The sequence below is a fragment of the Bacteroides cutis genome, from assembly GCF_900241005.1.
Taxonomy (GTDB): domain Bacteria; phylum Bacteroidota; class Bacteroidia; order Bacteroidales; family Bacteroidaceae; genus Bacteroides; species Bacteroides cutis.
This window is the reverse complement of the sequence record NZ_OEST01000004.1, coordinates 292,911-306,022: the sequence shown is the minus strand read 5'-3', so window position 1 is coordinate 306,022 and position 13,112 is coordinate 292,911. Positions and strand designations below refer to the sequence as shown.

Annotated in this window: 10 protein-coding genes; 3 read left to right on the top strand and 7 right to left on the bottom strand. The window is 40.6% G+C overall.

The features are described 5' to 3' along the window. Position 1: 1 nt before the first annotated feature. From ilvC to ilvD, 5 genes are all read right to left on the bottom strand, one after another. The gene (gene ilvC / locus C1A09_RS10830; protein WP_101543959.1) at positions 2 to 1,045 is read right to left on the bottom strand and encodes a ketol-acid reductoisomerase; all 1,044 of its coding nucleotides are present in this window, start codon (positions 1,043 to 1,045) and stop codon (positions 2 to 4) included. A 51-nt stretch (positions 1,046 to 1,096) separates the two neighbouring features. Continuing rightward, positions 1,097 to 1,846, bottom strand: a complete 750-nt coding sequence (locus C1A09_RS10825; protein ID WP_101543958.1) for an acyl-[acyl-carrier-protein] thioesterase — start codon at positions 1,844 to 1,846, stop codon at positions 1,097 to 1,099. After that, positions 1,846 to 2,406 (bottom strand): acetolactate synthase small subunit, encoded by a 561-nt coding sequence (gene ilvN, locus C1A09_RS10820; RefSeq protein ID WP_101543955.1) that lies wholly within the window; start codon positions 2,404 to 2,406, stop codon positions 1,846 to 1,848. The genes C1A09_RS10825 and ilvN overlap by 1 nt, the downstream gene beginning before the upstream one ends. A 103-nt stretch (positions 2,407 to 2,509) precedes the next feature. Then, a complete protein-coding gene (ilvB, locus tag C1A09_RS10815; protein WP_101543953.1) occupies positions 2,510 to 4,204 on the bottom strand; it encodes a biosynthetic-type acetolactate synthase large subunit in 1,695 nt (564 codons plus the stop codon). Between the two features lie 53 nt (positions 4,205 to 4,257). After that, positions 4,258 to 6,060 (bottom strand): dihydroxy-acid dehydratase, encoded by a 1,803-nt coding sequence (gene ilvD / locus C1A09_RS10810; protein ID WP_101543950.1) that lies wholly within the window; start codon positions 6,058 to 6,060, stop codon positions 4,258 to 4,260. Between the two features lie 554 nt (positions 6,061 to 6,614). On the opposite strand from ilvD, the gene C1A09_RS10805 reads away from it, so the two are divergent. Then, positions 6,615 to 7,193: an FKBP-type peptidyl-prolyl cis-trans isomerase gene (locus C1A09_RS10805; protein ID WP_101544243.1), complete on the top strand. Its 579-nt coding sequence runs from the start codon at positions 6,615 to 6,617 to the stop codon at positions 7,191 to 7,193. 90 nt (positions 7,194 to 7,283) lie between these two features. On the opposite strand, the gene C1A09_RS10800 is transcribed toward C1A09_RS10805, so the two are convergent. After that, the gene (locus tag C1A09_RS10800; protein WP_101543947.1) at positions 7,284 to 8,567 is read right to left on the bottom strand and encodes an L-cysteine desulfidase family protein; all 1,284 of its coding nucleotides are present in this window, start codon (positions 8,565 to 8,567) and stop codon (positions 7,284 to 7,286) included. 154 nt (positions 8,568 to 8,721) lie between these two features. On the opposite strand from C1A09_RS10800, the gene C1A09_RS10795 reads away from it, so the two are divergent. Then, positions 8,722 to 9,825 (top strand): PCMD domain-containing protein, encoded by a 1,104-nt coding sequence (locus C1A09_RS10795; protein WP_101543946.1) that lies wholly within the window; start codon positions 8,722 to 8,724, stop codon positions 9,823 to 9,825. A 2-nt stretch (positions 9,826 to 9,827) separates the two neighbouring features. Beyond that, complete coding sequence (locus tag C1A09_RS10790) at positions 9,828 to 10,610, top strand: porin family protein (RefSeq protein WP_101543944.1); 783 nt, start codon at positions 9,828 to 9,830, stop codon at positions 10,608 to 10,610. A 178-nt stretch (positions 10,611 to 10,788) separates the two neighbouring features. On the opposite strand, the gene C1A09_RS10785 is transcribed toward C1A09_RS10790, so the two are convergent. Further along, entirely contained in the window at positions 10,789 to 12,669 is a 1,881-nt protein-coding gene (locus C1A09_RS10785) for a PCMD domain-containing protein (protein WP_101543941.1), read from the bottom strand. Positions 12,670 to 13,112: the final 443 nt, after the last annotated feature.

Below are 13,112 nucleotides of genomic sequence, written 5' to 3'. Positions count from 1 at the left end.
ATTAGTTATTTTCCGGACGGAGTTTACGAACGGTAACAGCAGTCTGCCACATCTCACTTTCGCGCAATGCTTTCAGTTCTTCGTTCAGTTTCTCACGATAATCAGGCTGAGAATTACTATCGATAGAAATCTGAGCTTCATTACCACTCTTCACACTTGCATACAATTTCTGAACAACCGGTTTGATAGCATCGTGGAACGGAGTCATCCAATCCAGAGCACCACGTTGAGCAGTAGTCGAACAGTTGGCATACATCCAGTCCATGCCATTCTTAGCAAACAAAGGCATCAAAGACTGAGTCAGTTCTTCAACTGTTTCATTGAATGCTTCAGAAGGGGTATGACCATTTTCACGCAGCACCTCATATTGAGCCAACAGTAATCCTTGAATGGCACCCATCAAAGAGCCACGTTCACCGGTAAGGTCAGAAGTAGCTTCACGAACGAAAGTTGTTTCAAACATATAACCAGAACCGATACCGATACCCAGTGCCAGAGTTCTGTCTAATGCCTTACCGGTAGCATCCTGATAGATTGCGTATGAAGAATTCAAGCCACGACCTTCAAGGAACATGGTGCGGAGAGAAGTGCCCGATCCTTTAGGAGCCACCATAATAACATCAATATCTTTTTGAGGAACAACACCTGTACGGTCACTCCAAGTAATAGCGAAACCATGCGAGAAGTAAAGAGCCTTTCCGGGAGTCAAATAAGGTTTGATAGTCGGCCATACAGACATTACAGCTGCATCAGACAACAAACACATAATAATAGTACCTTTCTGACAAGCTTCTTCAATACCGAACAGAGTTTCACCCGGTACCCATCCGTCAGCCACCGCTTTGTCAAAAGTTTTACCTTGACGCTGTCCAACAATTACATTGAAGCCATTGTCACGCAAATTGCAAGCCTGACCAGGCCCCTGCACACCGTAACCGATAACTGCGATTGTTTCATCTTTCAAAATCTCACGTGCTTTTTCCAAAGGAAATTCTTCGCGGGTTATTACATTTTCCATAACACCACCAAAATTCAATTGTGCCATTTTTTGTTTAATTTTTATTTGTGGCTTACGCCAACTGATTGATTAATATATTTATTTCTCTGTAAATATCACTTTCGAACGACATACCACCTCTCCGGCATTCTTTTTCACCTCTATTTCATACACACCGTTACCAACATCATCCTTATAGAAAGTGAGCACATCGCCATAGTAACTCTCTGCCACGTATGCCATCTCGAAACGGCGTATCCTGCTCTTTTTATAAAATTCTATCGGGAACAGGTCAAGGATATGCTCAATATAACGAATACTGTTTACATGCCCGTTGATATCGATATCACTATATTTAGCTTCCAAAATGGTAGAGGGTTCCGTAGCCGTCACCTTAATACGCGAAGGCTTTTCTATGGGGCAAGACTCGTCACAGACATAGTCTACGATACTACCACCATGTAGCGCCAGCAAATCGGCAGGTTTACGAGTATTCATACTGATCATTGCCCATACCGAGCGCGCATAACCAATCTTCTTACCATCCTTATCGATAATTGCAAAGTTACGATCCGTAAAAAGACGATATACATTCTCTACCCAAGTCTGAATGGAAAAGTCTTCATACTGATAAGGCATTTCATCCAATTCAATAGCCAGACGAGACAAAACCCACGTATAATTATCTTCATTCAACGTAGCGATACCAAAGCCACGGTCACTGGCATGAAATCCAGCACAATTCAACAAATGGTTACCAAGCACACCCATGGTCAAACGCCCGGTAAAATCCACATGAAACGGTTCCGCCACAAATTTATATGTACCTATTTTATTATTCTCACTCATTATTCTTGTTGTTCTTTACTTTGACGATATTTCGCTTCACGGTCTGCCAGATATTCATTTACCCGCTCAAAACAACTGGTTGTAATAGCTATCCGACCGGAACGCACAAATTGGAGCACACAATCCAAAGTTCTCAACTCTTCATATAAGTTGGTAATTTCCTCACTCATACCATTCTTTTCCACTATGGAAAACACGGAATTCACCTCTACAATCCGGGCATTATACTTGCGTATTACCTTAGAAACCTCCGGCTTTTCTTCAAGTGTAGGCGTAGTTATTTTATAAAGCGCAATTTCATGCTGATAGATTTCATCATCCGTAAAGTAGTGAGCCTGCAGTACATCTATCTTTTTACTGATTTGCTTTGTCACCTTTTCGATAGTATCTTTATCTGTCCACGCGGTAATGGTATATTTATGTACTCCTTTAATGGAAGATGCCGAAACATTCAAGCTTTCTATATTTATCTGGCGACGGGTGAATACAGCCGTCACTTGATTCAGCAAACCGGCGAAATTCTCCGAATGAACGATAATTGTATATAATGTTTTGTTCATTTCTCTAATTACTAATTACAAGTTACTAATTACAAGGCTGCTGTTTACGATTACAAACTTTCAAGTTCTCCAAAGTGTCACTTATCCGTAATTTGTAATTATCTCAGCACTCCAACAACATCTGATTAACCGAACCTCCCGGAGGAGTCATTGGCAACACATTACCTTCTTCTTCTACACAAGCCTCCAAAAGGAAAGGACCATCTGTTGCAATCATTTCATTAATAGCCTGTTCCAACTCTTCACGATTGAATACCCGGCGTGCCGGAATATCGTATGCAGATGCTATTTTCATATAATCAGGATTCTGCATCGGCGTAAACGAATAACGACGATTGAAGAACATGGCTTGCCACTGACGAACGTTACCCAAGAAGTTATTGTTCAGCAAAATCATCTTAACCGGAGCTTTTTGTTCCATCACCGTACCCAGTTCCTGTAAATTCATCTGTAAACCACCATCTCCCATAAATACACACACCATACGGTCGGGGCTTCCAAAAGTAGCACCGATAGCGGCAGGAAGGCCAAACCCCATAGTACCCAATCCGCCGGAAGTAACGATACTACGTTCCTTGCTATATTTAAAATAACGTGCAGACATCATCTGATTTTGACCGACATCAGTCACCAAGATAGCTTCATTATTTGTAGCCTCACTCACTGCACGTACCACTTCACCCATATTCAGCGCATCACCTACCGGATGGAGCTCCGGACGGATTACCTTCTCCTCCTCCACCTCCTCATATGGAATAAAGCTATCCAGCCATTCCTTATGTTCCGCAGGTTTCAAAAGCCTAGTAACAGCCGCCAAGGTTTCCTTACAGTCACCCAATACGGCAACATTTGTCTTTACATTCTTATCTATTTCCGCAGGATCGATATCAAAATGAATAACCTTTGCCTGTTTGGCATATGTATCCAGCTTACCTGTGACACGGTCATCAAAACGCATACCCACAGCTATCAGGACATCACACTTATTGGTATTAATATTCGGTCCCAAATTACCATGCATACCCAACATACCCTTATTTAATGGATGTTCCGTCGGCAATGCCGAAAGTCCCAACAAGGTACAACCGGCTGGCATTCCAGCTTTCTCAATAAAAGTACGAAGTTCTTGCTGCGCATTTCCCAACTCAACACCTTGTCCAACCAACACCAGCGGACGTTCGGCCGCATTAATCAATTCGGCAGCTTCCCGTATCGCTTCCGGTTCCATTTCTGGAACAGGCAGATAACTACGGACATAATCTACTTTTGTCGGTAGATACTCAGTTTTTTCTACCTGAGCATTCTTGGCAAAGTCCAATACAACCGGACCGGGACGACCGCTATTCGCGATATAAAATGCACGAGCCACCGCCCAAGCCACATCTTCGGCACGACGGATTTGATAACTCCACTTAGTAATAGGCTGTGTAATACCTACTAAATCCACCTCTTGAAAAGCATCCGTACCCAGAAAATTGGTTCCCACTTGACCGGCAATAACGACTATCGGAGTACTGTCAATCATGGCATCTGCAATACCTGTTACAGTATTAGTAGCGCCCGGGCCACTGGTAACCAAGCATACCCCCACTTCACCGGATACACGTGCAAAGCCCTGTGCGGCATGGGTAGCTCCCTGTTCATGGCGAACCAGAATATGATTTAAATTCTTTCTGTGATCATATAAAGCATCGAATACCGGCATAATACTACCACCCGGATAACCGAAAATGGTTTTTACTCCCTGATATTCCAAGGAGCGCATCAATGCCTCTGCGCCTGTTATTAAGTTTTCCATATCTATATTTACGATTTGACTATTTACGATTGAAACTCGTTTTTATATATTCATTAGTCAATCAACCTTACTGCCCCCTTATCTGCCGAACTCACCATGCTGGCGTATGCTTTCAGTGCTTTCGATACTTCCCGATCACGTGTTACCGGCGTCATAGGACGTGCAGCAAGTTCTTCATCCGTCAGTTTTACATTGATAGAACGGTTAGGTATATCGATTTCGATAATGTCACCATCCTGAATTTTACCAATATTCCCCCCGGCTGCCGCTTCAGGAGAAATATGTCCGATACTCAGACCGGAAGTACCACCACTGAAACGTCCATCAGTAATCAATGCACATTCCTTGCCTAAATGACGGGACTTGATATAAGAGGTAGGATAAAGCATTTCTTGCATGCCCGGACCACCTTTGGGTCCCTCATTGGTAATGACGACTACATCACCACTGACGACCTTTCCTCCCAATATCCCCTCACAAGCCGCTTCTTGCGAATCAAAGACTTTAGCCGGGCCGGTGAATTTCCAAATGTTTTCGTCCACACCTGCCGTCTTCACAACACAACCATCTTGAGCGATGTTACCTTTCAAAACGGCCAACCCGCCATCCTTACTGTATGCGTGTTCCAAATCGCGAATACAACCTTCGGCACGGTCAGTATCCAATTCCTTATAAACTGCATCTTGTGAACCCAGTTCCAGATTGAATTTTCCACCGGGTGCACTGGAGTATTTCCTAATCGCTTTTTTACAAACATTCGGACTGGTAATGCAATATTGATCAATCACCTCAGCCAACGTCATTCCATCTACGCGCCCTACGCTCGTATCTACCAAACCGGCTTTAGCCAGTTCCGCCATAATGGCAACGATACCCCCGGCACGATTCACATCCTGTACATGATATTTCTGGGTATTCGGCGCTACTTTGCACAAACAGGGAGTCTTGCGGGACAACTTGTCAATATCATCCATATTGAAATCTGCTTCGGCTTCATGAGCCACTGCCAATAGATGAAGTACCGTATTGGTAGAACCTCCCATGGCGATATCCAATGTCATGGCATTCAAGAAGGCCTGACGGGTAGCGATACTGCGGGGCAATACACTTTCGTCCCCCTCATCATAATATTTATAGGCATTTTCTACGATTAACTTAGCGGCATCCTTGAACAGTTTCTTACGATTTTCATGGGTAGCTACAATCGTACCGTTACCGGGCAAAGCCAACCCGATTGCCTCGTTCAGGCAGTTCATCGAATTAGCCGTAAACATACCGGAACAACATCCACAAGTAGGGCAAGCGTGTTGCTCAATCTTGGCAACCTCTTTATCGCTCACGCTTTCATCGGCCGATTTAATCATGGCGTCAATCAAATCCAGATGTCGCCCATTCCATTCACCGGCCTCCATCGGGCCACCGGAAACAAATACAGTAGGAATATTCAACCGCATGGCAGCCATCAGCATCCCCGGAGTAATCTTATCGCAGTTACTGATACAAACCATCGCATCCGCTTTATGCGCATTCACCATATATTCCACGCTATCTGCAATGATATCACGTGAAGGCAGCGAATACAACATGCCGTCATGTCCCATAGCGATACCGTCATCAATGGCAATGGTGTTGAATTCAGCGGCAAAGCATCCCAATTTTTCTATCTCCTCCTTTACAAACTGACCTATTTCATGCAGATGTACATGACCGGGAACAAATTGTGTAAACGAGTTAACTATTGCGATGATGGGTTTGCCCACCTGTTCTTTCTTCATACCATTGGCTGTCCACAATGCACGAGCCCCTGCCATACGGCGACCTTGTGTGCTGAACGAACTGCGTAACTGATGTTTCATCTTATCTATCTCCTTTTAATGAAAAAAGCCTCCCTCACAAGTGAGAAAGGCTTAATAAATATCTTATAACGTACATATACATACATAACCTCTCTCACGCTCTTGATGCCACGACCACGACGCGAATAATATGCAAGACTGCCAGGTTAATAGATGTATGTAAATTCATAACTTATAATATCTTTAAAATTCTTCGTTGTTATTCCGCTTAATTGTGCTGCAAAGGTAAATGCTTTTTTATAAACTCCAAACAAATTGAAGAAAAAAATAAGAAAAACATGAATAATCGTAAGGAAACAGAGTCTTTAAATCTTATTTTATCACCAATAGATCTATTTTCTGTGCTCAAATATAACTTACTTACATTTTTTATTATACACCCTCTGATTAACGACAAATTGCCCTTATCTTTGCTTGAAAGTAAAGATAAAGCTGTACTCCAACATAAAAAAATAAGCCCGCATATTTTATTCTGCATTCAAATTGCACTATCTTTGTCACTCCTTTCTATATTAAAAGGAAGAAGTTTGATAATTAATAAAGAACAAGAATTAATGGAAACAGTAGAAAACAAGTACATCACCGTAGCATATAAGCTGTACTCAATCGAAGACGGAGAAAGAGATTTTGAGGAAGAAGCATCCGCAGACCATCCCTTCCAGTTCATTTCCGGTTTGGGTTTAACTTTGGAAGCTTTCGAGAACCAAGTAAAAGATTTGAAGCCGGGTGATAAATTCGATTTCACAATTCCGGCTGACGAAGCATACGGAGCATACGATGACGAACACGTTATAGATCTCCCCAAAGACATTTTCGTTGTTGAAGGTAAATTCGATGACGAACGCGTAATTGAAGGAGCAGTTATTCCTTTGATGACCGCTGAAGGACAACGCATCAACGGAAGTGTAGTAGAAGTCAAGGAAGACGTAGTTGTAATGGACATGAATCATCCTTTAGCAGGTTGTGACCTGAACTTTACCGGTGAGGTCGTTGAAAGCCGTCCGGCTACCAACGAAGAACTGGCAGAAGTTGCCCGTATGATGAGTGGGGGTGGTTGTAGTTGCGGTTGTGATGACTGTGGCGGAGGATGTGGTGACCACGATCATGGATGTGGTGAAGGATGCTGCCATTAAGAAATTGAGAATTAAAAAATAAGAGCTGCGCAATGTTCGAATAATAATTAACTTAAACAGCGCAGCTCTTATTTTTTAATTCTCAATTTTCTAATTTTTCCCCGTCATTATTTCCAGCACCAGTCTATCAGTCTCATTCATTCCTTTTGAACCAATCTTGGTCAGATTACGAATGCTCTGGTCCACATCCTCATCAATGATACCTTCTACAGAAGTAACACAACGGTTCTCCATCGCCATAATAGCAGAAAGGACAGCAGTAGCCACCCCCGTAGTCACTTTCAAAGCACAACTCGGTTTGGCACCGTCACAAATCATTCCGGTAAGATTGGCAATCATATTCTGAACGGCAAAAGCCACTTGCTCATACGTACCGCCCATCAGCCAGGTAATACCACAACTGGAACCGGTGGCAGCTACCACACAACCACACAAAGCAGACAGACGTCCCAAACTTTGCTTGATATAAATTACCGTCAGATGACTCAACATCAACGCACGAATTAATTCTTCCTCTGATTTTTCATTTTCTTCAGCATAAACCAGTACTGGTAATGTAGCAGATATCCCCTGGTTACCACTTCCCGAATTACTCATAACGGGTATCATGGCACCTGCCATACGGGCATCACACGCTCCTGATGTATAAGACAAAATATGAGAGAACACACTGTCCCCCATCACTTTATGTTCATATGTGCCACGCAACATCTTTCCCAGCCCATGTCCAAAATCCCCTTCAAACGAACGTTCGGCAGCCGCTTTATTCAAACGGGCGGTCTCCAAAATAAAACTGATCTCCTCTAAAGGAGCCGTCATGGCAAAATCATAAACTTTACGCAAGTTTAAATCTACAGTCTGTTCCTCCTTTCCTCCGTTATTTGTATTTTGCTTATTCAACAGAATATCATTATTCCGGGCTATATATATAAAATTAGTATGTCCCCCGGCTATAATAGCGGTAGCTTTATCCTTTCCCGTCTCGCAACATACCTCAATATAAAGTTTCTCCTCGACATTCTCCTTTAAAGATATGTGTATACGCTTTTCATCCATAAAGCGCTTTCCCTCTTTTACCGCATCCGGCGTGCTGTCTCTCAATACTTCCAGTTGATACTCGGATTTACCGATCAACGCCCCCAAAGCCACTGCAATAGGCAACCCTATCATTCCCGTACCGGGTATCCCTACCCCCATAGCATTCTTCAGGATATTAGCACTCAGCAAAACATTTACCTTTTCCGGTTTCATACCCAATGTTTCAGCAGCTTTTGCCACACAAAGAGCCACCGCAATGGGCTCGGTACACCCGATTGCCGGAATAACCTCGCATTTTACCAACTCTATTATTCGCTTTCTTTCGGTTTCTGTCATCACTTCTTCAGGTTTTTATCATGCAAAAATAGCAAAAAGGATTGGAGAAATACTTTAATTACAAAAAAGAAACCTAACTTTGTCGGCAAAATTTCGTTTTCATAAAGTTGTAAAGACTTTAATTAGCAAACAGTTATTAACTAAACAGAAAAGTATGAGACTTAAAAATCTGATAGCCTATCTCTTTTTAGGCTTCGTAGCGGTATCATGTATTCAAGATGAAGCCCCAAATGCGGAAGCAGATATAGAAAGCTGTACAGTTCCGGGTGATGTGTTGAACCGTGACCCTATTGTTGGAAATGAGCAAATTGTTTTACCCTTAAAAAAAGGAGCGGATATTACAAAACTTGCTCCCGAATTTACGCTAACAGAAGGTGCAACCATCGAACCCGCAAGTGGAACTGTACGTGACTTTACCAACCCACAGAAATATACAGTTACTTCACAAGATAAAAACTGGAAGAAAGTATATGAAGTAAGCGCTATATTTTCCGGTATTCCAACTTCTTACCATTTTGAAGAGACAATTCCGTATAAAAATAAAAATGGAGAAACCATATACTACAACTTCAGGGAAACAGATGCTATAGGTAATTATCTGAATTGGACTAACGCCAACGAGGGTTTCGATTATACAGGTGTAAAGGCTGAACCGAATGATTATCCAACCAGTCCCGCTCCTAATGGAGTAAAAGGGAATTGCGTAAAACTAACAACAAAAAGTACAGGTGATTTAGGTGCTAAACTCAAAATGTACATTGCTGCCGGAAACTTATTTACCGGTAGTTTCAAGATTGTTATTCCAGAGGTAGTAAAAGCGACTAAATTTGGTGTTCCTTTCACTCATATTCCAACTTCACTCAAAGGTTACTATAAATATAAAGCCGGAACAGAATTCACTGTAGACGGAAAACCGGTTTCCGATAGAAAAGATATTTGCGACATTTACGGTGTATTCTATGAAACGGACGACTACGTAAAAACGCTGGATGGAACAAACATATTTACAAGCCCAAAAATCATTTCTATTGCACGTATCAACAATGCAAAAGAAACCGATCAATGGACAGAATTTAATATTCCATTCATCACACAACCAGGTAAGACTGTAGATCTTCAAAAGTTGGATGATGGAAAATATAATTTGGCTATTGTATTCTCCTCAAGTATAAAAGGAGATTTATTTGAAGGAGCAGTCGGTAGTACTTTATATATCGACGAAGTAGAATTGAGTTATACAGACAATGTAAACGGATAAATATGAAAAGATATATATTACTTTTTTGCTTGGCATTTATCGGCACAGTAGTAAAACTACAGGCACAAGAAGATCGCAATCATGGAATTATCTGGTCTGCCCTACATGGGTTGGAATATGAAGTCAGAGCAGGTATTAATGTAGGTGGCGCCACTCCCTTACCTTTACCTGAAGAAATCAGAGCTTTAACAGGATATAGCCCCAATGTCAATCTGGCACTTGAAGGACAAATTACAAAATGGCTCGGTAAACAAAAGAAATGGGGTATGATACTGGGGCTTCGACTTGAGAATAAAGGAATGGAAGCCAATGCACGTGTTAAAAATTATGGGATGGAAATCATTGGTGATGGTGGTGAACGACTTTCAGGAAATTGGACAGGAAAAGTAAAAACAAAATTCAGAGCTTCTTATTTTTCTATACCAGTATTGGCTGCTTACCAACTTAGCAAACGCGTAAAACTTAGTGCCGGTCCTTATATCTCATTTAAAACAAGCGGTGATTTCAATGGTTATGTTTCCGAAGGATATTTAAGAAAAGGTGACCCCACAGGAACCAAAGTTGAATTTAAAGATGAGAATACTGCTCCTTATGATTTCTCGGAAGATCTGCGTACATTCCAATGGGGTGTACAAGTAGGAGTTAATTGGAAAGCGTTCAAACGCCTTACTGTACATGGAGACATTGTTTGGGGATTGAATAACATCTTTAAGAAAGATTTCAAAACAATTTCATTCAATATGTATCCTATTTATCTGAATGCAGGGTTTGGATATGCATTCTAAATGTTTAGAATATTCTATCTGGATTTGATTAATAACGTAATAAAAAAAGTCCCGCTTATAATTAGTCGGGACTTTTTATTCCATAGATTATAAGTAATATCTACAATAATTCCCCTTACGCATGCAATTGAACCGCATCGCGTAAGGGAAATTTCTTAAATCATGTCTTGCAAGATATTTACTCTACAGCCAAATATTTCACATACAAGCTACTCAAATCAGCTCCCATAAATTGATCTCCCCATTTACTCGGAGTACAAACAATAGCCAATTTATATTTTTTAGAAGCATCATAAGAACCATTTCCAATTTCCTCAAACGGCACAGTCACTTCTACATAATCATTTTTAGCTGTTCCATCAGCCAATGCAGCTCTCAAAATAACTTTCTCGGATGTATTGATGTTAGTACCATCCAAAGTCTCGCTGTAATCACTTACTTCATATAGATAAGCAGCAATAGAGCACTCATCTACCTTACCTTCAACAACTTTGGCTACATTCTTTTTATTTTCTTCTACACTTTGATATACAGTTTCACCCGGAGTATATTTATACTTAAACTTAAAGTTTACAGGTTTCGCATTTTTATAAGGGACACCAAACTTGGTACTCTTCAGTGTATTCTTCGTATCTATTTCAAAGTCTCCTGAAAACAACGTCCCTGATGTTATGGCAGGTATCAGAGTAGGATTAGCCCCTGCCTTATTCAGAGTCTTAAAGGTGGTGATACGGGCAGAACCATCTTCAGCCTTAGTAACCGGAGCACCCGGAGCCGGCAAGTTAATTCCCATCCAAGGCAAAAGTTCGGCTGCCCCGTTTGACGAAGTCAATCCCTTCGGATTTCCATCTACCCATTCTTTCATATCAAAAGTAAAATTCACAAGCCAGCGCTCCACATAAATTGTATAGTCTTTCGAAACATTAGGGTCTTCCGCCAACATGTGATATTGAATGTAGTCATCCTTGCTCTTTAATACGGAGAAATCAATCGGTTTCTTACCATCCACCTGATCTTGAGACAAATATACATCTTCCTGACCGTCTCTATGTAACAAAATGTATCCTACGGTACCATTATCGCTAATCTTGTATTTAGGGGTCAAAAGTAAATCTTGATCGGGAGTGTCTCCCCAAACTTTTAACGTTAATGAACCTGACGCCGTCTCTTGCCCCATAATTACATTACTCGTAATAGTCATTTCTTCCATACTTACAGTCTGACTTTCAACTACATTTACCCCCTTGAAAGCGACCTTTACTTTCAACATACCCAACGCATCAATATCCAGTGCCAACGTCATATCGTCACCAATAATGGCACCTTTCAAATTAGCAGTCACTTCACCTATGGGGTCTTGTAATTTAATTTTTCTGCCTTTTGCTTCAAAACCATATACATCGCCTCTCTTCACTACAGGAATAGTATCTACATTGATATCACCCAACGCTATATCCTCAAAAGCAAAGTTTTTAATGTGCAATTTTACCATTGCAGTATCTCTCTTTTCCATTTTATAAGAATATGGTTTCTCAATATATACACGCTGCACCATGCTTACAGGATTAGGAATGTTGGAAACATCAATGTTCATATCACCTCTATATACCTTCTTATAAAAGGAAGTCACATTCACTATATCACCCTCAATCTCGGTCAAAGTAACATCAGCCGTCAATACTTTTTCATCAACCGTACCTTCAACCTTCACATTATATCCGGAAACATCATCTGACATCTCACCGGATAATTTACTAATATACATACTTCTGGTTTCTGCGGCAAAAGTTGCATTAGGAATTTTAAATTCTTCAACACCCGGAACAATATTACTCAGAATAATAGTTACTTTATCAGTACTTTCACCTTTAGCAAGTTCAATCTTAGCACCTTCAGTAGTTTCTGCTCCACTAACTGTCAGTTTCAAATCATCTCCTGAATATTCCGCTACAATATCTTCAACAGTAGGTGGAACTTCCGGTTTTTCATCATCGCTACAAGCAATGAACAGACTCATTGAACAGATCAATGCAAACAAATAAAACAATTTTTTTTTCATATAAATACTTGTTTAGTTAATAGAATACTCCTATATAAGAAGCAGTTTATTTTCTCTTTTTATACAAAGGCGCAAAGTAACACTTTTTACATAACCTTCACAAGGTCTTTTCTATAAAAAGGATGTTCTTTTTTTAATATCACAATAAATTCCCAGACTATATATCCTGAGTTACTATACAAACTAATTCTATTCATATCCAGCAAAAAGACACATAAGTTCAAGTAAAACCTACTTCAAGCCCTTCAAAAACTTTCGTTTTTACAATATAAACTATAAACAAAAGCTTCATTTACAATTTACTTAGCATGATGGGAAACTTTTTTCTTTCACAAGAAATATATTTTCCCTATAACTGACAGATATTTTTTATATCCCCCAAAAAGGAAAAAGAGAGATTTATTATCATTTTTGCAACGTTTTACAAAATTAATTGTTACCTT